Source organism: Larkinella harenae (assembly GCF_054780515.1).
Window position 1 is genome coordinate 13,507 of sequence record NZ_BAAGWE010000002.1, and the last position, 18,348, is coordinate 31,854.

Sequence of the window (18,348 nt, forward strand, 5' to 3'; positions counted from 1 at the left end):
CAGAATCTTATTAGCTTCGTAGTTCCAAGGCAAATTGCTTTCCCATTCTAGTTCAATTAAAATACACAGATAACCGTATGAAAATGTATTTACGCGTCGTGTCGCAGCTTTTGGTGGTTGGTTGTATGGTATTTACGGCCTGTCAGAGTTTGGAAGGTCCCGCTGGGCCTCAGGGTCCGCAGGGGCCAGCAGGAACCCCCGGAGCAAAGGGAGATAAAGGCGATACGGGTGCCAAAGGAGCCGATGGAACAGCAAATGTCCAGCAGATTAATTACTCGGGTCGTAACCACGAAGGGATGGCTGATTTATTGCTGGCGCTGCCGCAGGCGATCAACCGCGATGTTGTGGAAAAAAGTGCGTTTTACATTTATGTCAAGCAATCGGCAAAAAACGCGAACAACCAGGATGAACCGTATTGGTTTGCCATACCCGGTCAAACCCTGAAGGGGAACGAATACAGTTATTTTATATCGCCCGGAGGTGGGCAAACGCTGGCGGGCGTGTTTCTGCGCCGAACGGTGAATTTTCAGGCTGGAAGTGAATACTTTGAATCCATTCGTGTGGTGGTAGTTACCGCTGATAAGGTGAGCAATGGGCGCAAAGCCGCCATTGATTACACCAATTACGAAGAAGTTCGGAAAGTGTATAATTTACCGGAATAAGCCGATATAACGGATTCAACCTGCTGGCAGTAAAGAATTGATAATTAATACATTACACTTATTTCATCCCAACAAATCATCAGGTAACAGTGGCAAGTAGGGAGTTAGCGGTTCGGTTGAGGTGAAAGCCGATAACCGGACCAGCTTGCTCCCCGCAGCGTCGTACTGCAACTCAACATAAAACAAATCCAGTGCGTAGAGGAGAAAAATATGGGTCTCTTCGTAGCGATTGGCCAATACCGCACCCCGGAACCAGAGCTGCTCCTGTTGGTGATCGTGGGGTAGCGTTAGAAAATCTTCAAGCTTCATTAATGTGATTGCACGTTGGATTAAATATCTGTATTTTTCCCGCGTATTCAAGCTTTTTTCCTAAAAACCTTTTCCTAAACCTGTTCTTATGCTGCTTAGAATCCGTTCCGCAGCGGCTATTGGCTTTGCGCTGATAACGTTGCAAACGTGGGCTGATGTTCGTTTGCCCAAAGTCTTCGGTTCCCATATGGTGCTGCAACGCCGGAAAGCCGTTCCAGTCTGGGGCTGGGCCGACCCCAACGAGAAGATAACCGTTCAGTTCAATAATCAGACCAAAACCGTAAAAACTGATAAATCGGGCAAATGGGCCGTAAAATTGGATCCGACGGAAGCCGGTGGCCCCTATGTTATGACGGTTCGCGGCCGAAAAAATACCGTTACACTTGATGATGTGCTGGTCGGCGAAGTCTGGATTTGTTCCGGGCAGTCGAACATGGAGTGGAACGTTAACTCATCGCGGGATGCGGCTCAGGAAATTAAAGAGGCCAATTACCCCCAAATCCGTCACTTTAAGGTTCCGCACGACCTGAGCCTCTCGCCCAAGGAGGACATCCTGGGTGGTGAGTGGAAACTTTGTACGCCCGAAAACACCGGTGACTTTACGGCGGTCGGGTATTTTTTTGCTCGTGAGTTGCAGAAGGAAATGCCCAACATTCCGATTGGCCTGCTCAACACCTCCTGGGGAGGTACGCAGTCGGAATCCTGGACCAGCCGGGAAGCGATGGACAGTTTCGAGGAGTTTAAACCTGCGGTCGCCAGCATGCCCAAATCGCTCGAAGACTTGAGCAAACAGCGCATGGAGCAATTGCAGGCCCAGATTACAAAGGTACAAGGTGGTTTGCCCGCTGTATCGGAGCTCCAACAATGGCCGCAGGCTGACTTCAACGATACGAATTGGTCGACCATTAAATTACCCGATTTATTTGATCGGAAAGCGTTGCCCGGATTCGACGGTGTTGTCTGGTTCCGCCGAGAAATCATGATCCCTGACGAACTGGCGGGTCAGGCTATGACGCTGAAACTGGGCCAGATCGACGACATGGACGAAACGTTTGTCAACGGTATTGCCGTAGGGAAAACCGGTCAGGCTGGCACCGAGCGGAATTATTCCATTCCTGCCGGCACCCTCAAGGCGGGCCGAAACGTGATTACGGTGCGCGTCGAAGACCACGGCGGTGGCGGTGGTTTTATAGCCAAAGAGGATCAGTTTCACTTGACGGCATCGGGGAAGACGCTCCCACTGGCGGGCGACTGGAAATTCCGAATTGCCGATTACAGTCGCCAGGCAACGCTGGTGAATCCCAACATGACAGGCACGATTTTGTACAATGCGATGATCAATCCGCTGATTCCGTACGCCATCCAAGGGGCAATCTGGTATCAGGGTGAAACTAACGCCGGGCGGGCGTATCAATACCGCAAAACATTTCCGCTGATGATCAACGACTGGCGAACCCGCTGGGGGCAGGGCGATTTCCCGTTTCTGTTTGTTCAACTGGCCAGTTTTAATGCCGCGAATGGAAACAGTATAAAGGGCAGTAGCTGGGCCGAATTGCGCGAAGCCCAAACCCTGACACTCAGTCTGCCCAATACCGGCATGGCCGTTACATCAGACATTGGGGAAGCCCGGGACATCCACCCTAAAAACAAACAAGATGTAGGAAAAAGGCTTGCTTATAACGCTTTGAAAACCGTATATGGCCAGAATCGAATGGCATCAGGTCCCGTTTTCAAGAGCATGGAAGTAACGGGTAACAAAGCCATTTTGACCTTCGATAACGTAGGTAGCGGACTCACGACAAACGATAAATACGGGTATTTGAAAGGTTTTGAAGTAGCCGGAGCTGACCAGAAATTCTACTGGGCGAAGGCCGAAATTCAGGGCGACAAGGTGATTGTATCCGCCAGCGAAGTGGGTACGCCCGTTTCGATTCACTACGGCTGGGCTGACGATAACGGCGAGGTTAACCTGTACAATCAGGACGGCTTACCGGCGGTTCCGTTCCGCACCGATACCTGGAAAGGCATTACCGAAGCCGGACGGTTTAAGTAACTGTCACCCGGATAACTATAAACCTGACAGATCTGGACGACCACGCCCAAGACTGTCAGGTTTATAACGGTTTACACCCAAACCGTTCCTTATTGTTTTTTCTCTTGCTTGCGCATGGGCATGCTATCGATCAGGCTAAACAACTCTTTCGGATCGATCGGCTGCGAAAACCGGTGTTTTATTCCACCGTCTTTCCCTACAAGCCATCCCTGCAATCCTTCCGATGGCACCAGACTGAACGGCTCATGCATCAGAAACTGCCGATCCGGTTCGACCAGCTCCGAAGCCACCAGCACGATCACATCCAAATCCCGATCAGCCAGTTGATCCCGCTCTCCATTGAGAGCTTCCTGTTGTTCGATCAGCAAATGCTGGGCGTTATCACGGCCGTAGAGGACCAGAACACGCCGGCTGTCGCGCTTCTCTTCCAGCATGGCCTTAAGCGACTTCTTTTGAACACCAATACCTTCCATCGTTCCAAATACGGTTATGCTATAGACTAGTATAACCATCAACCATCCCGCTCGCATAGTGTTTAAAAGAAGTTTAGCGTTTTGCCACTGCTATCTCCTAAACCTGATTTATTCGAATAGGTTTTCCGAACGCTCCAGCAGCAGAATGGCCGACTGCGGCACGATGAAGAATTTTTCTCCTTCGTACTCCAGTTCAATGGCATTGCGTTGCAAATAAAGCGCTACATCACCCTCCTGAGCCTGCAACGGCATGTACTTCACTTTTTCCTCGGTTTCTTTCCACGGTTCATCCTCGGCTGGGGCCGGAATTGGGTAGCCCGGTCCTACTTTGATCACGTAGCCGCTCTGAACCTGTTCCTTTTCCTGCACGGTAGCGGGTAAATACAAGCCGCTGCTGGTGCGTTCGCTGGGGTTTTTGGGTTTGATCAACACCCGGTCGCCCACAACGATGAGTCGTCTTAATCGGTTATCTGCCGTAATTTCCATGTTTTATCAATCAGTAGTCGTTTCAATCGGTAGGCATGTTTCAACAACAATCAGGCAATCCTGTTTTCGTCCGGGCCGATACGACAAAATGTCAGATTTAACACAACGGAATTGGCGTATCAGGGCACCGGATCGTACCCACTCCCTCCCCACGGATGACAGCGGGCCATCCGTTGCAAGCCCAGTCGCCCACCTTTGACCGCCCCATACTTCTGTACAGCTTCAATCATGTATTGCGAACAAGTGGGCGTATAACGGCAAGCATTTGGCAGATAGGGCGAGATGGCTCCCTGATATACGCGCACAAATGCAATGAGTACGGTTTTCATAGTTTGGTCAACAATCCTTCGTTAAATCTTTTCTATCTTTGCTACCGGTCCGTGCCGATCCGGTTTTATTAGTCGGCCCATTCTGAACGAGTTAAACGCTTTGCCGCCGATGCGGGTCTATTCTTTAACACTCCATTAAATCGAATGCTCTCCTACATCATCTGGGACGTTAATCCCGAATTATTTTCTATCGGTACTTTTTCCGTTCGCTGGTATGGTCTTTTGTTCGCACTTGGCTTTTTGCTGGGCCAGCAGATCATACTATACATTTTCAAACGCGAAGGCAAACCCGTCAGTGACATTGATGCCCTAACGCTTTATATGGTCATTGCTACGGTGTTAGGAGCACGCATCGGCCATTTCCTTTTCTACGAACCCGAGGTTCTGTTCAAAAATCCTCTGGAAGTTATTTTGCCACCCTACCGCGGACTGGCCAGCCACGGTGCCGCCATCGGTATTCTGACGGGTCTTTGGCTTTACTCCCGCCGGAAATCCAGTATAGCCACCAACCAGACTTTTCTCTGGGTGACAGACCGCATCGCTATTGCGGTGGCTCTGGGTGGCTCTTTTATTCGGCTGGGCAACCTGATGAATTCCGAAATTGTAGGACGCCCCACCGACGTTTCCTGGGGGTTCGTTTTTGTTAACAATACTGAGTACCTACAGATTCCCCGTCACCCGGCCCAATTGTACGAAGCTATTTCCTGCCTGGTGCTTTGCCTGGTATTGTTTTGGTTCTGGAACCGCCATAAGCAGAATACCCCCCGGGGCAGCCTGCTGGGCATTTTCCTGATTGTTGTATTCAGCCTGCGGTTTTTCTACGAATACCTGAAAGAAAACCAGGTGGAGTTTGAAAATACGCTGGCCCTGAACATGGGTCAGATTCTGAGCATTCCGGCGGTTCTGGCGGGTATCTACCTCCTGGTTACTAGCTCCCGGAAGCGGCCAAACCTCAAACCCTAGCCAATGTTCAGATTTCAACGTCGTGGGTATTGACGACCGATCAATCAAAAATAGGTAGAAGCACCCAAATTCATTGCTACCTTGTTTTTGAACCAATTCATCCTCACGAATGACACGACTAAAAACGGCCTCTGTTTATTTGTTATCCGCCCTGCTCATGATGAGCTGCGGAGGTAATAAAGAGGAAACCAATGAAGCATCTGACGAAGGCACCTCCATTTCAGCTTCTCAAAGTATTGACGCGCTGAAAAAAATGGCTGATCAGGCGGAAGAAATGCAGAAAAATGGCCCGGTTGAAACCGTTGATTTTCGCAAATTAAAAGATATGCTTCCCGCAGATGCCGCCGGGTTGGCCCGCAGAGAGGCCACCGGTGAGAAAAACGGCATGGCAGGTTTCAATATTTCTACGGCCAAAGGTGACTACCGAAATGACGATGGCACCCAGTCGGTGGAAGTCAACATTGTAGACGCGGGAGGCACCGGCGCTCTGATGGGTCTGGCAGCCTGGTCGATGATCGAAGTCGATAAAGAAACGGAAAACGGTTACGAAAAAACCACCAAGTTCGGTGAGTACAAGTCGTACGAAAAATACAGCAACGACAGCAAAACAGGCGAAGTGGCCGTACTGATCAATAACCGTTTTATCGTCACCGCCAAAGGCACCGGTGTTGACATGAGCACCATCAAATCAACCCTGGAAAAAATCGATCTGGATCAATTGAAAAATATGAAGTGAGTACAAAAGTGAACGGTTTCCTCTTCTTTCCTGAACCCGTCGGAGATAACCTGACGGGTTATTTTTTGTTGAAAGAGATTGACTAACGCAGCCTTCACTTTCATCAACCAACTGACAGTTTTGCCTAATGCACGGTTTGTTCAATGCCCTCCGGCGCCAACCGGAAAAACCGCCTGTTCTGTCCGGGGCGTTTCTTTTACCAGAAAACATGCACCTGCGGCCAGCAGCAGGCAAATACCGCACAAAACCAGCGCATTCAATGGATCATTGCCTAGCACGGTTTTGTACAAAAACCCGATAGTCATGTTGTTGATGATTTGCGGCACCACAATGAAACCATTGAACAAGCCCATATAAACGCCCATTCGATTCTTCGGCACCGAAGTCGACAGCATCACGTAAGGCATCGACATCATGGAGCCCCAGGCCAGCCCCACCAGCGTCATTCCCACCAAAAAGATATGTTTGTCTGCCGATAGCAACATGGACAAAAAGCCCAGGCCACCGATGGTCAGAAAAAGCGCGTGGGTATTGCGTCGGCCCAGCCGGGCAGCAATGGGTGGTAGCAGGAACGATATACCAAAACAGCCGACGTTGAACAGGGCAAAACACAGATTACTCCATTCCAGGCCCTTCGCAAAACCCACAGGATTGGTGGTAGCATCGGGTGCATTGAACGCATGACGTGCAATGGCCAGTGACAAATATTGCCACATCAACGGTAGGCCGTACCACGTAAAAAATTTCACCCACCAGAGCTGTTTCATCGTGGAAGGCATGTGACGCAAGGCATCAACTACTTCGCCAAAGGCGTGAAAAACACCGCGTTTCTCCTGTTTCATCCGCTCAAATTCAGCCATGTCTTCAGGCGGGTACTCATCGGTGGTGTACATGGTCCAGAAAACCGCCCCCAGAACGGCAATCGCACCGATGTAAAATGAATACCGCACAAAATCCGGAATATTGTTGCCCCCAGTGGCCGCCAGCGTGATGCCAAAAATGGGCAAAATAAACGGCATCAAATTGGCCAGCGTTTGCCCAAACCCCACAAAAAAACTTTGGACTGCGAAGCCCAGGTTCCGTTGCTGGATGTTCAGTTTATCGCCAATAAATGCTCGAAACGGTTCCATCGTGATGTTCAAACCCGCATCCAGCAGCCACATCAAACTGGCGGCCATCCAGAGCGCCGACGAATTGGGCATCAAAAACAGAGCGAAGCTTGTGATAAGGGCGCCGATTAGAAAATACGGTTTTCGACGGCCCCATCGTTCTGACCAGGTACGGTCACTCAAAGCGCCAATTACGGGTTGTACCAGCAAGCCTGTCACCGGGCCAGCCAGCCACAGGATGGGAATGGACGATTCTTCGGCGTTGAGGTACCGGAAAATCGGGCTCATGTTGGCCTGTTGAAGCCCAAAACCGTATTGAATACCCAGAAATCCAAAACTCATGTTCCAGATTTGCCAGAAACGAAGACGGGGCTTATCGTTCATGGAGACAGAAAGAAACAGAATGTGCGTTTAGGTTAGCAGAAGAGCCAAAAAATTAGCTCTATTCTGACAATTATAAGGATTTTGTTGCAAGATTTAAAGATTGTTTTTACCTATTTTTTTATTGCGGTATTTTCGCGAGAACCTTCGTTGCTGTGGTCTATTGATGCTACTTTCCTTTTTATTCTGGTCGCTTTCGTTGGCGGATTCCACGGCCGGGCGGCCTGCCGTTTCCGACTCGGTACAACGTAGCTTCTGGGTGGTTCGGTCGGTGCAGATTAGTGGTCACCAGCGAACCCGGGAGCGCATCATTCTGCGGGAAATGGAACTTAAAGCCGGGGATACGATCCAGCCGCAGCAACTGACCGAAAAACTGGCCTGGGACCAGCGCAAGATTACCAACACGAACCTGTTTGTTACCGTCGATGTACTGGCGCGGGAAGTGGGTCCGCAGGAAATCGACATCGACGTAAAACTGAAAGAACGCTGGTACTTTTTTGCCTACCCTACATTTGACCTGGCCGACCGCAATTTCAACGAGTGGTGGTATGAGCGGGGCCGAAGTTTCCGCCGAACGATTTTCGGCGCGCGGGTCAACTACAAAAATGTGACGGGGAATGCCGACAAACTGAACGCCATTTTTGAATTTGGCTTTGCCCACCGGACACAGATCCTGTACACCCTCCCCTACATTGACAAGAATCAGAAAACCGGCTTAAGTGTGGGAGCCTCTTACCAGACCAACAAGGAAATAGCGTACCGCTCGGCCTTTGATAAACTGGTGTATTTCCGGAGTGAAGACCTGATGCGGGAACGGTTTTTTACCAACGTCATCCTGACGCGTCGGAACCAGTTTTACAACTTCCACCGCCTGGAGCTGCGGTACGTCCGCAATTCCATTGCCGATACGGTGGCCCGGCTGAACCCGGATTATTTCCTCAACGGCCAGACCCGGCAACGGTATTTTCTGTTAAGCTACCTCTTCACCCACGACCGACGTGACGCCGTTGCGTATCCACTGCGGGGCCATTACTTCAACTTGGCGGCTAATCAATACGGTTTACTGCCGTCGGATAACATCCGGCTTTTTGAGGCTCTGGCCAGTTATACCCGCTACTGGTCGTTGGGGAACCGCTTTTATGCCAGCAGCAGCCTGCGCGGCAAACTCTCGTGGCCCGACCGCCAGCCGTATCTTAACCTGCGCGGGCTGGGCTACATATCGGACTTTGTACACGGCTATGAATTGTACGTGATTGACGGCCAGCGCTATGGGCTGCTCAGAAACACGTTGAAATACCAGCTCTTCAACGTTCGAAAACAAATCAACTGGTTTCCCAAACAGTTCAATACAATTCCGGTGGCACTCTACCTGAACTTATTTGGAGACATGGGCTACGTCAACAATACCCTGGCGCAGGAATACAACAGTCGCCTGGCCAATGCTCCGTTGTACGGTGGTGGACTGGCGCTGGATCTGGCCACCTTCTATAACATTGTCGGCCGAATCAGCTATTCCGTCAACCGGCAGGGACAGACGGGTATCTTCTTCAGTTTCACCTACGATTTATAAAATGCTTTTTACTGAGTTTGCGACTTTCGGTATTACCATGAATAAGCGATAAAACCGGTTCACGAAAGCCGTTACTTAATTTTCACCCAGGGCATTTTGGTCTTCATCCAGGTCAATACTTCTACCGGAATGTCGGAACAGAGGTAATCACAACCCAACGCAACCCCCAACTGGAAATCCTCAACGGTATGCCCCGGCCAGCAACTGACCAAAATACCGGCAGCCTGCGCATCTTTTACGTTTTTACGGCTCGTTCCGCTCAGATTACAACCAATCCGTTTGACACCCAAATCCAGTGTTTCCTGCAAAACTTCCTTGGTTAACGGAGATGAGGTAATGAACAGCAAATCGACTTCGGGGTGTTTGGCTTTAAGGTATTGCAAGGGCCGCTTATCAAACGAGGTTAATAAATAGGTAGATCCATTCGGCTTTTTAGCCATAACGGCTTTATAGAGCAGATCACAATATTTTTCGAGTAAATCCTGTGGATACGCTTTTGGAGATGTTTTCATCTCAAATTCAAGATAGACACCCGGCTTGTCCGCAAAAAAAGCCAGTAAATCATCCAGAAACAGCAACGGATTGCCTTTTTTCGTTTTCACTTTCCGCAATTCTGCCGCCGTCATTTCTTCAACAATGCCCTGGCTTGTGGTCATTCGACTCAGCGAAGCATCGTGCGAAATAATCAATTGCCCGTCTTTACTGATTCGAACATCGGTTTCAAATCCGCGCAAGCCTTTTGCATAACTATTCTGAAAAGCCTGGAGGGTATTTTCATCCTGTTCATGAGCGCCCCCACGGTGGGCAAAAAGCTGAACGGCTCTATCCTGGGCATATGCGTTTTGAAGCGGTATTCCGAGTGTACAGACGAAGAAAGAGAATAAAAAAACCGATGAAAAACGGCAGGATCGTTTTTTAATCATTGTTATACGTTCAAGTAAGGGTCTGTCTCAAAAATAAGCAAAATCTTCACACGACTCGTACCGTTGCCTCCCTTCTCTTTTCTCCATGATCGAGCTATCTTCGGGCAACGGCCTACACACGAACCGGTTTACTTCTCGTTGATGTAATAAGCACAACAAAAACGAGCTTTTGATACGATAAAAAGAGCCACTTAACTACCCATTCATACTAGAAAAATCAGGTATATTGGTATTTTTATAGCGGGAAATCTGTCGCCTTTTTACTCAGAAGTATAGTAACTTCTTTTCATTGACAGATTGGCCGCAAAGCTAAATGAGTAACTTTTCCAAGACCTTTTCATGACAACGTCCAAACCTGCCGACATTGACGAGTACATCGCCGGTTGCCCCGAAGCGGTCCAACCGATTTTGCAGGAAATTCGGCTCACCATCAAAAACGCGGTTCCGGAAGCCGAAGAAACCATTAGTTACGCCATGCCGACATTCCGGCTCAATAATTCCGTTCTGGTGCACTTTGCGGCTTTTAAAAACCATATCGGCTTCTACGCAACCCCAACCGGTCACGAAGCCTTTCAGCAGGAACTGTCGGGGTATCATACCGGTAAAGGCTCGGTACAGTTTCCGCTCGACCAACCGATGCCATTGAACTTAATAACCCGTATGGTGGAATTCAGGGCAAAAGAAAACCGGGTACGTTCAACCGCCCAACCGAAAAAAGCGTAAAAAAATCATTCTGGATCTGGCCGTGAGCCTCGACGTTTTATGGAAGGACCAAACGGCAAAATTGATTAGTGCCTTATGGACGCCCATTGAGCAAAATTCGATTAATGTTTACCAACTCACGGTTCACCCTATTGTTTTAGGGCCCGGCAAACCACTGTTTTCGTTTGAAAACAATCGGATTAACTTCACCTTGCAGCGGGCAAAAAACGCCCCGATCTGGCTTTACGCTATTGAGTTATGTGGTTATCCGGTAAACCGTCGAGTTACTTCTGAACCTCCCGGTTTTCCACCAGCCCAATCTTTTCGGAATGTCGGATGGCTTCCGCACTATGGGCAAAATAGCAGCATGCAACCCCGGCGGCTACGATCTGATCAACAAACTGCTGCGTGCGGGGTTCGTTTTTCTGGTAGACCCGGCGCAGGTATACACAGTGAATCTGATGGGGAAAATGCGAGACTAAGGAAGCATAAATGTTAGGGTCTTCCTGCGTATCGTCACCGAGCAGCACAAACTTCGTTTCGGGAAATGCTTCCAGCACCCGCACAATCCGCGCAAATTTGGTAATGTGCTTGTTCTGGCCGGTTTTCCAGACTTCCCGCAACCGTTTGATCTGGCTTAGCAGAAAGACTCCATCGGGGATTTCATTTCTCTCACAAAATGTAAGGATGTAATCATACAGATTCCATTCGCTGCTTGATACGAAAAAAAACGGATTAAGCGCTTTTCCGTCGGTTCCGGCGCGTGCCAGCAATTGGTAGTGCTTCACTACGCCCTCGAACGGATCACGGCTATAGGCATTCTGGGTCAGCAACACGTGCAGCCGTTTGCGTAAATTGGCCGAATGTGAAATCAGGAAAGTGTCGTCTATGTCTGAGATAAAACCGTATTGCGTTGGGTACGCACTGAACACTTCGCCTTCGCCCGTCGCAATCGGATCTCCCGGACCCAGATTGGCCGTAATCAAATCAATTTTTACCGGATGCCAACCGGGTTCCAGCGGGCTGTCCGGCGTCCATTCCAATCGAAAAAAACCGTCTTTTTCGGTAACGTACCGGATATCCTGTCGAATGCCGTTCACCTTCACCGTAGCGCCCGAAACAGGTCGTGTCATGAACAACCGCAACAAGGCAAAGGTATTGACCCAGAAGTTTTGCCGGTAGTTTTTGCGGGGCAGCGCGCTCCGTCGCAACACGTGCCCAAACACAACAATCTTCTGCTGATGAACATAGCCCCGGTACACTTTGACGGTTGGTTTGTTACTGATGCGTAGCCAGGTCAAGATTTTATCTTTTATTCCGCCACTTGCCTTCATTCTTTGTTTATTAGTATATCATCTCCAATGCTGGAACATGTCGGAAGCCAAAAAGTTAAAATTTCTGTTCGCCATCAACCCGATTTCTGGCGGACAAGACAAATCTGAGTGGGAAACCGGGATTCATCACTTCTTCGAAAAGCAGCCCCATGCGGCCGAAATCTTCCTGCTCGACGGCAAAACAGACAACAAAAATCTACCCAAGCGCATTGCGGAATACCAACCCGACCGACTGGTGGCCGTAGGAGGAGATGGTACGATCAAGTTTGTGGCCGACCACGCCCTGAAGGCCAACCTGCCCCTCGGCATTCTGCCAGCAGGGTCGGCCAACGGCATGGCCCGCGAACTGGGCATTCCGGCCACGCTAGAGGATAGCTTACCTATTCTGGTCGACGGCGTAGAAAAACCGATCGACCTCATTCGCATCAACGGTACTGAGCACTGCCTGCACCTGAGTGATATCGGTATGAACGCCCAATTGGTGAAATACTTCGAAGAAGGCAAGATCCGCGGCAAAATTGGTTACGCCCGGGGCGTCATGCGGGTTTTGATGCGTCGGCGATTACTCCGGTTGAAGATCAACCTGGAAGACACCACCGTGCTCCGATCGGCGTTTATGGTGGTATTGGCCAATGCCCGGATGTACGGAACTGGGGCGTTGATCAACCCCGACGGTAGTGTAACCGACGGGAAGTTTGAAGTTGTGGTGATGCGCCGGTTGCCGTTCTGGGAAATCATCAAAATGTTTTTCCGTTTCCGCCCGTTCGACCCCCGGCATATTGAAATTTTCCCCGCCACTTCGGTTCATATTGTCACCAAACGAAAAGCGTACTTTCAGATTGATGGCGAATACCGGGGCAAGGTTCGGGAAATTACGGCCGAAATCTGGCCGGGAAAACTGCGCGTTCTGTTGCCGGAGTCAACCTGATTGCCTAAAAACCGCAGCGTTTTTCGCGCGCCAGCTCTGCAGTACTGGCAAGGCGTTCGGCCTAGGCAGTTCACTCCAGGGCGCTGAACGGTTTTTTCCGGAATGTCACCTGGCTCATTGCATCTTTCTCGTACATGGCCAGGCAATAGGCTTCGTATTGCTGATCGAAATTTGGCTGGCCTGGACTCAATTGGGTTGGAGCCGGTTTATTCGCCGGGAAAAAGTAAACTTTGGTTGTTCCGTATTTAGTATACAGCATCAGATCGCCGTATTTCTTCATATCGTCCCAACGTGTTGTGTCACTCACCGTAACAGCATAAATCCGGACAATCGGCCCTGTATTGTTCTCATTCCGGTACATGGCCACTTCCTTGTACGTTCCTTCCAAATCGTCGATACCCGGTTCCGAGATCGAATCATAGAGAACATACCCGATCACCAGCCCAATCACGGCCAGAAAAATAATTTTAACTTTTTTGTTTAGCATACTGGTTCATTTCCTGGCGCTACCGAGTCTTTTCCTTTCAATCGCTTTCAATTTTTCAAAAACGGAAGAGTTTGCTGACCCGCGCCGTCGCTGGCCTGAATATAGTAGCGCCCCGTTGGCAAAGTCATCACATTTACTTCCTGGCGTTCCGATTTAGCAGATCCCTTGAGCGATAGATTTTGCAAGACCTGTCCGTTGAGATTCATTAGTGACAGACGAACCACCCGGCCCGGTGCCCCCTGCCATTCGACAAACACCCGGTTTCCGACCGGATTGGGCCACAAACGCAGGCGGAGCGAGCCCGAATACGCAGGCTCGTTCCCCAATGGTTTCAAAACCGTAACTGTAGCGGAGCCGGAAACGGTTCCCATCCCACAGGCATTTTGCAGGGCAGTTACCCGGTAATCCGTCGTTTCCTGAGGCTTAACCACCACTCTAACCGGACTTTGGCTGGCGGTGCGTGATTGGCCGTTTGAAAGCGTGTACGACCACGGCGGTTCGCCTGTCAAAGCGATGGTCAGCTGAGTACTGTCTCCCGCATAAATCGATGCCGGTTCGGCGGTTAATGCAGCTTGCGGACGGGGCCGGATGGTGAGTGGTTCACTTGTTTCGCCCGCGATTTTCCCCTGGGGCGTCGCCACCAGCAGCCGGACCCGATAAGCATTTCCGGCGGAGAGATTGCCCGGAAAAACCGCCTGAATGGCACTAGCCTGATTTTGTCCGATGATCCGCGTCGAATCATCCAAAAACCGTCCTTGCTCATCGGAAAGCTGAAGCTGGTACTTCTCTTCGATCACATGCGCCTGAATATCAGTCTGGAAGGGGGTGGAAAAAGCCTGACCCGCACAGGCCGAAAAACCGGCGGGTAGTTGCACCCGGAGCTGCGGAGGTTGCACACTCACTTTCAGGAGGCCCACCCGCTCGGTCTGTCCGCCCACCACCCGGACGTTATTCAGACGAACCGTACTGTTTTTGAAAAAGCCCAGATCCCGGTAATAATCCCTGTACAATACATGCGGAAAATCCGGATGGTTTTCAAGAAAGGGCACTGATTGCTCATTGACCAAGAGCGACACTGACTGAAAGCTATTGACCTGTTCCGGATTCCAGATTCGCAAAGAAACCGAATCGCCAAACCGAACATGAATCGAATCAGACTCGGTTTCTCTAAAAGCGAGCTTTGTGACCGGCGGATCAACTATCGATAAGTAAGTAGCGTTGGGACAGCTCAACAGATTCGGGTCGTTCGAGTTGACCTTAAAATTGTACATGTACACCGAAGAAGAATGTTCTTCCGGGATTTTGAATGCGATGGTATTGGGACGACCCGCCACCACGGTCGCAGATACCTCCCGCGATAAGTAACCCGAATACTCATACGTTGCCGTCAAGTGTGACGGCAACAGGGTTACGGTGAAAGCGTGCTCTTTCAGGGTAACATCCCGCGTCTGGTAGGTAGCCAAGACAGTGGCATTTCGGGCCACCCGCTGGATGTTGGAATAAGGAGAAACGATTCCATCGACAATCTCAATTTCGGCGGCAGAACCAAGAGCCGGGGCCGGTTTTTGGGGCGAAATGCTATATTTTTTGTTGAGTGGACAATGTAATCGCATCAACAAACCGGCCTTCATCCGGAGGTATTGCCCGGGTGTAAAGGAAGGCTGGCCTGGGCAGGAGAACATGTTATAGTAAGACATGATGTTCTTGAAATCCGGCTGATAAACATTATTCCGGGCATCTCTGGCATCACATACTGTGAAACACTGTTTGTTTATAGTGTAACTAAAGCAACTCGGATTTTCAGTGCCATACGGGTCAGCAGGGGTGTCACAAATCAGATCCCCCGCTACGGCGCAATTGCCCTCCGGTCCCCGGGCTACCAGTTCCTGACCATTTATTTGGTCAAACGTGTGTGCAAGTCCAAAATAATGGCCAAACTCATGCGGAAGCATGTAGGAATTCAACCGCTCGCCGAGGTTTTCTCCCGAAATAAAGACAACATTACTGGCCGGAAGATCGGACCCTATATCAGGTAGATAGGAAAAACCGCCGTAATGAACTTGTGGAAAGAAAAACAAATTAACCGCATCGTCTACCTTGTATGCGTTAAAAACCGTTTCCAGTTTTTCTTGCGGTATTCTCGCCAGGCTATCATTCCGGACATAGTTTGTTGCCCCGGCCCATTGAAACCGAATGTTAGCTGGTTGAAAGGCGCGGTTCAAATACGCCAGGGTCGTATCTAGTTCGACCTGAGGAAAATCGTTCGGTCGTACAGTCATCAGAAAAACATGCACTTTGACCCGAACCGTAGTTACTTCTTCTGCCACTCGGGCGCTGGTCCGCTGACGAAGGTACTGCTTTTCAACCTCCAGCAGCTGCTGTCCGAAAGCCCGCGTAGGTGCCGAAGTCCGGCAATTGAGCGTTTGACCGTGTACTCCAATCATAGACAGGGCCACGCAACAGAGCGCAGCCCACAATCGTCCCCAAAAAAACATCTTCTTATTTGGCAGCCACCATTAATTTATACATTTCGTCGGCTACCAATTGATTTCCGGCATCGTTCAGGTGAACCCGGTCGGTCGTCAGAATGCCCTTTTCTTCGTTTTTGGGGTTGTTTTTCAGGTTATACTCCAGAAACGCTTTCCGAAGATCGCACAACGGCAGATTGTGCTTAGCCGCCAGGTCGCGGATTAATTTAGAATACTGCTGCAAATCGCCGTCCTGATCGTTGGAATAATCGGTTTTCTCGCCAATGACAGCGGGAGTACACAGAATGACTTTGCTGCCCGCAGCCTGTAACTTCTTGATGACGGCATCGTAAAATTTCACAAACTTATCCGGATCGGTACCGGTTCCGTACGAACGTTTGTGCCAGACGTCGTTGACGCCTACGTATACGAAGGTGATATTCGGTTGTTTGGCCAGCACGTCCTCGTCCATCCGCAAAAACAGGTCATAAATTTTATTACCGCCAATACCCGCCCCGATCAGTTCGTAATTATTTGCCAGGTTGTTTTTCTGTAGCATATCCCCGATTCGGGTAATGTAACCGCCGGGCTTTACCCCCGCCTGGGTGATGGAATCGCCGAAAAAGACAACCCGAGTCGGTTTACTGGGAGTCAGGGCCATCCACATAAAAGTCAGTAAAAGAATCGGAAAGGTACGCATGATGGAACGTCTCAGAGTTAGGGGATATAATGGAGCAATTAAGTTATCGGTTTTCTCACGGATTCCGATAACCTAATCGCTCAGGAATAGCAAATTAATACGTAATCCGGCGTTTGCGGGCATCAATAGCCCACCGCTCGACCGCTTCGCCACTGCGGATGACCTGCGCTTCGTCGTGAAGGGCAACCGTAGGGCAAATATGATACGGCACACCATACAGCACATCGCCAATCTGAATCGATTCCCAGTCTGCTACGCGCAAAACCAGGTGTTCTTCACTCTGACCGGCAATTTCGTACCCAGCCAAGTTTAAAAGCTTGACGCGCTTGCCCAACGGGTTTTCGGCCGCGACAGCTTTGTGCCCCAGATCGGTCGTAACAACGCCAGGCGACGGTTTCGAGATCACCCGGGTCAACAACAGCGCTGCCCACTCAAACGTTTGCTCCGGCAGCAGGTCGCCATAGCCCCAGTCCCACAGCAGACAGGTGCCGGGGCTGCACCAGACATTCGGACGGCTGGCGTGATTGGAGAACGTCGGGGTTCCGCCCACAATAATGACTGGACGTTGCTCTCCCTCCTGCTCCAGTTGGTCGGCAAAGGCTTCCAGCGGTTGCAAACCCGCGTCGGCTTTAGCCTGCCGAACCGCTACATCGGCATCGTGCAAATGCCCATCGTAGGCATGAAAACCGCGCAGATCAAACCGTTCGTCGGCTTTCAACTGCCGGTACAACGCTTTCAGTTCATCATCGACCACGTGGCCCGTTCGGTTCATTCCAACGTTCGTGTCGATGTACACCACGGGTCTGTGGGTGGTCTTCTCGAATTCACGGGACAGCTCTTCGGCCGACTCCCAGTTGTCGATCAGTGAAGCCCACTCCACCCAGTTGTAAGCCTGCACCAGTTCGCAAAACCGCCGAAGTTTCGGTCCCGTCAGCTGGTAGGCCAGTACAACGTGACGCGCGCCGGTATCAGCCAGCATTTCGGCCTCGGCAATGGTGGCACATTTGAATTTTGTAATCCCGGCTTCGACCTGCATCTTAGCCACTTCAGCCATTTTGTGCGTTTTGACGTGCGGCACCAGCTTGTCGGCATCGCCACCGACCATGTCCAGCATTGCCTGTATATTATGCGCAATGCGGTCGGGATAAATCAATAAAGCGGGAGAATCAATGACCTGAACGTTCTGAACCCGGTATTCGTCCATGTCAGTCTTCAAGTTCAAACATCACTTCAATTTCTACCGGAATATTCTCCGGCAAGGTACCCATGCCAACCGCCGACCGAACGCCAACGCCTTTATCTTCGCCCCAAACTGCTACAAACAGCTCGCTGCACCCGTTAATAACAAAAGGATGCCGTTCAAAGTCGGGGGCGGCATTCACCATCCCGAGGGTTTTGATGACGCGCTTGATTTTGTTCAGGCTGCCCAGATTGGCTTTCAGCGTCGATAAAATCGTCAAGCCAACTTGTTGAGCGGCCAATTTGCCTTCCTCAATGTTCATGTCAGCACCCACCCGGCCAATAATCCGGCTGCCATCGTCTTTCACGGGTCCGTGTCCGGAAACATAAACGAAGCGGTCCACAATCAGGAACGGTTTGTACACGCCCATCGGTTTTGGTGCGGGGGGCAGATTCAGGCCCAGTTTGGCAAATCTCTCGTCTGGAGTCATAGTAGTTGTATCAGGAATAAGCTCTTCCTCTGGCTCAAAGTTTAAATTTTTATCCGGCTCAAAGC

19 protein-coding genes are annotated in these 18,348 nt (G+C 50.3%); 7 read left to right on the forward strand and 12 right to left on the reverse strand.

Going from position 1 to position 18,348, the window contains the following annotated elements; all coding sequences use genetic code 11:
• Positions 1–77 precede the first annotated feature (77 nt).
• Positions 78–662, forward strand: coding sequence for a collagen-like triple helix repeat-containing protein (locus tag ACYVH9_RS11405; RefSeq protein ID WP_460636480.1), 585 nt, complete (start codon positions 78–80; stop codon positions 660–662).
• 63 nt (positions 663–725) lie between these two features.
• Here ACYVH9_RS11405 and ACYVH9_RS11410 read toward each other — a convergent pair whose 3' ends face one another.
• Complete coding sequence (locus ACYVH9_RS11410) at positions 726–971, reverse strand: hypothetical protein (protein ID WP_460636481.1); 246 nt, start codon at positions 969–971, stop codon at positions 726–728.
• 88 nt (positions 972–1,059) lie between these two features.
• Here ACYVH9_RS11410 and ACYVH9_RS11415 point away from each other — a divergent pair, with 88 nt between their 5' ends.
• A complete protein-coding gene (locus ACYVH9_RS11415) occupies positions 1,060–3,024 on the forward strand; it encodes a sialate O-acetylesterase (RefSeq protein WP_460636482.1) in 1,965 nt (654 codons plus the stop codon).
• An 89-nt stretch (positions 3,025–3,113) separates the two neighbouring features.
• On the opposite strand, the gene ACYVH9_RS11420 is transcribed toward ACYVH9_RS11415, so the two are convergent.
• From ACYVH9_RS11420 to yidD, 3 genes are all read right to left on the reverse strand, one after another.
• Positions 3,114–3,554, reverse strand: coding sequence for a DUF4174 domain-containing protein (locus ACYVH9_RS11420; protein WP_460636483.1), 441 nt, complete (start codon positions 3,552–3,554; stop codon positions 3,114–3,116).
• Positions 3,555–3,605: 51 nt separating this feature from the next.
• Complete coding sequence (locus ACYVH9_RS11425) at positions 3,606–3,983, reverse strand: co-chaperone GroES (protein ID WP_460636484.1); 378 nt, start codon at positions 3,981–3,983, stop codon at positions 3,606–3,608.
• Between the two features lie 119 nt (positions 3,984–4,102).
• Positions 4,103–4,312, reverse strand: coding sequence for a membrane protein insertion efficiency factor YidD (gene yidD, locus ACYVH9_RS11430; protein ID WP_460636485.1), 210 nt, complete (start codon positions 4,310–4,312; stop codon positions 4,103–4,105).
• Positions 4,313–4,456: 144 nt separating this feature from the next.
• On the opposite strand from yidD, the gene lgt reads away from it, so the two are divergent.
• Entirely contained in the window at positions 4,457–5,275 is an 819-nt protein-coding gene (gene lgt / locus ACYVH9_RS11435; RefSeq protein WP_460636486.1) for a prolipoprotein diacylglyceryl transferase, read from the forward strand.
• A gap of 109 nt (positions 5,276–5,384) precedes the next feature.
• Positions 5,385–6,011 (forward strand): transposase, encoded by a 627-nt coding sequence (locus tag ACYVH9_RS11440; RefSeq protein ID WP_460636487.1) that lies wholly within the window; start codon positions 5,385–5,387, stop codon positions 6,009–6,011.
• A gap of 140 nt (positions 6,012–6,151) precedes the next feature.
• Here ACYVH9_RS11440 and ACYVH9_RS11445 read toward each other — a convergent pair whose 3' ends face one another.
• Positions 6,152–7,504: an MFS transporter gene (locus ACYVH9_RS11445; RefSeq protein ID WP_460636488.1), complete on the reverse strand. Its 1,353-nt coding sequence runs from the start codon at positions 7,502–7,504 to the stop codon at positions 6,152–6,154.
• A 163-nt stretch (positions 7,505–7,667) separates the two neighbouring features.
• Here ACYVH9_RS11445 and ACYVH9_RS11450 point away from each other — a divergent pair, with 163 nt between their 5' ends.
• Entirely contained in the window at positions 7,668–9,071 is a 1,404-nt protein-coding gene (locus tag ACYVH9_RS11450) for a BamA/TamA family outer membrane protein (protein WP_460636489.1), read from the forward strand.
• 71 nt (positions 9,072–9,142) lie between these two features.
• On the opposite strand, the gene ACYVH9_RS11455 is transcribed toward ACYVH9_RS11450, so the two are convergent.
• On the reverse strand, positions 9,143–9,994 hold the full coding sequence (locus ACYVH9_RS11455; RefSeq protein ID WP_460636490.1) for a glycerophosphodiester phosphodiesterase: 852 nt from the start codon (positions 9,992–9,994) through the stop codon (positions 9,143–9,145).
• A gap of 339 nt (positions 9,995–10,333) precedes the next feature.
• Here ACYVH9_RS11455 and ACYVH9_RS11460 point away from each other — a divergent pair, with 339 nt between their 5' ends.
• A complete protein-coding gene (locus ACYVH9_RS11460) occupies positions 10,334–10,717 on the forward strand; it encodes an iron chaperone (protein ID WP_460636491.1) in 384 nt (127 codons plus the stop codon).
• A 263-nt stretch (positions 10,718–10,980) separates the two neighbouring features.
• On the opposite strand, the gene ACYVH9_RS11465 is transcribed toward ACYVH9_RS11460, so the two are convergent.
• Positions 10,981–12,030, reverse strand: coding sequence for an App1 family protein (locus ACYVH9_RS11465; RefSeq protein WP_460636492.1), 1,050 nt, complete (start codon positions 12,028–12,030; stop codon positions 10,981–10,983).
• Between the two features lie 37 nt (positions 12,031–12,067).
• On the opposite strand from ACYVH9_RS11465, the gene ACYVH9_RS11470 reads away from it, so the two are divergent.
• Positions 12,068–12,958: a diacylglycerol/lipid kinase family protein gene (locus ACYVH9_RS11470; protein WP_460636493.1), complete on the forward strand. Its 891-nt coding sequence runs from the start codon at positions 12,068–12,070 to the stop codon at positions 12,956–12,958.
• A 70-nt stretch (positions 12,959–13,028) separates the two neighbouring features.
• Here the strand turns inward: ACYVH9_RS11470 and ACYVH9_RS11475 are convergent, their stop codons facing one another.
• From ACYVH9_RS11475 to ACYVH9_RS11495, 5 genes are all read right to left on the reverse strand, one after another.
• Complete coding sequence (locus ACYVH9_RS11475; RefSeq protein ID WP_460636494.1) at positions 13,029–13,445, reverse strand: hypothetical protein; 417 nt, start codon at positions 13,443–13,445, stop codon at positions 13,029–13,031.
• Between the two features lie 47 nt (positions 13,446–13,492).
• Complete coding sequence (locus ACYVH9_RS11480; protein ID WP_460636495.1) at positions 13,493–15,889, reverse strand: zinc-dependent metalloprotease; 2,397 nt, start codon at positions 15,887–15,889, stop codon at positions 13,493–13,495.
• A 55-nt stretch (positions 15,890–15,944) separates the two neighbouring features.
• Positions 15,945–16,613 carry an SGNH/GDSL hydrolase family protein gene (locus ACYVH9_RS11485; RefSeq protein ID WP_460636496.1) on the reverse strand — a complete coding sequence of 223 codons (669 nt, stop codon included), beginning with the start codon at positions 16,611–16,613 and terminating at the stop codon, positions 15,945–15,947.
• A 94-nt stretch (positions 16,614–16,707) separates the two neighbouring features.
• Positions 16,708–17,835, reverse strand: coding sequence for a D-TA family PLP-dependent enzyme (locus ACYVH9_RS11490; protein ID WP_460636497.1), 1,128 nt, complete (start codon positions 17,833–17,835; stop codon positions 16,708–16,710).
• Positions 17,819–18,283, reverse strand: a complete 465-nt coding sequence (locus ACYVH9_RS11495; RefSeq protein WP_460637580.1) for a RidA family protein — start codon at positions 18,281–18,283, stop codon at positions 17,819–17,821. Before ACYVH9_RS11495 ends, ACYVH9_RS11490 begins: the two co-directional genes overlap by 17 nt.
• Positions 18,284–18,348: the final 65 nt, after the last annotated feature.

What these genes read in the sequence shown, in the direction of transcription:
- ACYVH9_RS11405 (WP_460636480.1), top strand. Translation starts at nt 78, where the DNA reads ATGAAAATGTATTTACGCGTCGTGTCGCAGCTTTTGGTGGTTGGTTGT.
- ACYVH9_RS11410 (WP_460636481.1), bottom strand. Translation starts at nt 971, where the DNA reads ATGAAGCTTGAAGATTTTCTAACGCTACCCCACGATCACCAACAGGAG.
- ACYVH9_RS11415 (WP_460636482.1), top strand. Translation starts at nt 1,060, where the DNA reads ATGCTGCTTAGAATCCGTTCCGCAGCGGCTATTGGCTTTGCGCTGATA.
- ACYVH9_RS11420 (WP_460636483.1), bottom strand. Translation starts at nt 3,554, where the DNA reads ATGCGAGCGGGATGGTTGATGGTTATACTAGTCTATAGCATAACCGTA.
- ACYVH9_RS11425 (WP_460636484.1), bottom strand. Translation starts at nt 3,983, where the DNA reads ATGGAAATTACGGCAGATAACCGATTAAGACGACTCATCGTTGTGGGC.
- yidD (WP_460636485.1), bottom strand. Translation starts at nt 4,312, where the DNA reads ATGAAAACCGTACTCATTGCATTTGTGCGCGTATATCAGGGAGCCATC.
- lgt (WP_460636486.1), top strand. Translation starts at nt 4,457, where the DNA reads ATGCTCTCCTACATCATCTGGGACGTTAATCCCGAATTATTTTCTATC.
- ACYVH9_RS11440 (WP_460636487.1), top strand. Translation starts at nt 5,385, where the DNA reads ATGACACGACTAAAAACGGCCTCTGTTTATTTGTTATCCGCCCTGCTC.
- ACYVH9_RS11445 (WP_460636488.1), bottom strand. Translation starts at nt 7,504, where the DNA reads ATGAACGATAAGCCCCGTCTTCGTTTCTGGCAAATCTGGAACATGAGT.
- ACYVH9_RS11450 (WP_460636489.1), top strand. Translation starts at nt 7,668, where the DNA reads ATGCTACTTTCCTTTTTATTCTGGTCGCTTTCGTTGGCGGATTCCACG.
- ACYVH9_RS11455 (WP_460636490.1), bottom strand. Translation starts at nt 9,994, where the DNA reads ATGATTAAAAAACGATCCTGCCGTTTTTCATCGGTTTTTTTATTCTCT.
- ACYVH9_RS11460 (WP_460636491.1), top strand. Translation starts at nt 10,334, where the DNA reads ATGACAACGTCCAAACCTGCCGACATTGACGAGTACATCGCCGGTTGC.
- ACYVH9_RS11465 (WP_460636492.1), bottom strand. Translation starts at nt 12,030, where the DNA reads ATGAAGGCAAGTGGCGGAATAAAAGATAAAATCTTGACCTGGCTACGC.
- ACYVH9_RS11470 (WP_460636493.1), top strand. Translation starts at nt 12,068, where the DNA reads ATGTCGGAAGCCAAAAAGTTAAAATTTCTGTTCGCCATCAACCCGATT.
- ACYVH9_RS11475 (WP_460636494.1), bottom strand. Translation starts at nt 13,445, where the DNA reads ATGCTAAACAAAAAAGTTAAAATTATTTTTCTGGCCGTGATTGGGCTG.
- ACYVH9_RS11480 (WP_460636495.1), bottom strand. Translation starts at nt 15,889, where the DNA reads ATGATTGGAGTACACGGTCAAACGCTCAATTGCCGGACTTCGGCACCT.
- ACYVH9_RS11485 (WP_460636496.1), bottom strand. Translation starts at nt 16,613, where the DNA reads ATGCGTACCTTTCCGATTCTTTTACTGACTTTTATGTGGATGGCCCTG.
- ACYVH9_RS11495 (WP_460637580.1), bottom strand. Translation starts at nt 18,283, where the DNA reads ATGACTCCAGACGAGAGATTTGCCAAACTGGGCCTGAATCTGCCCCCC.